The sequence below is a fragment of the Chryseobacterium sp. SIMBA_028 genome, assembly GCF_046535285.1.
Lineage (GTDB): Bacteria > Bacteroidota > Bacteroidia > Flavobacteriales > Weeksellaceae > Chryseobacterium.
The window spans coordinates 1-274 of the sequence record NZ_JAWRWZ010000262.1 but is presented as its reverse complement, the minus strand read 5'-3'; the positions used below and the strand labels follow the sequence as shown (position 1 = coordinate 274).

At 28.8% G+C, this 274-nt stretch carries 1 protein-coding gene; it reads right to left on the bottom strand.

The genetic code is table 11. The annotated features are described in order from the left end of the window. Positions 1 to 253 (bottom strand): hypothetical protein (locus SCA31_RS23385; RefSeq protein ID WP_410699409.1); only part of this gene is annotated, 253 nt, incomplete at its 3' end. Positions 254 to 274 lie beyond the last annotated feature (21 nt).

Below are 274 nucleotides of genomic sequence, written 5' to 3'. Positions count from 1 at the left end.
CTTCAATATATTCTTGTGCAACTGAATCTTCAGGAGCCGCTAATTTTGTAATATCTTTAACTGTGACCCAGAAATTTTCAGATTTATTCCAATAAGAAACTATACCATTATGGATTGAGACAATAAATAAGGGATAGACATTTAAAGAAACCAATCTGTATACAACAGAGGTAAGACTTGTTTTAAAATACGAAGCTATTTCTTTTAATAAATTTGGAGAAAACCTTTTGTTTTCAACAAGTTTTCTAAACATTTTTTCTGGCATTAGTAATTC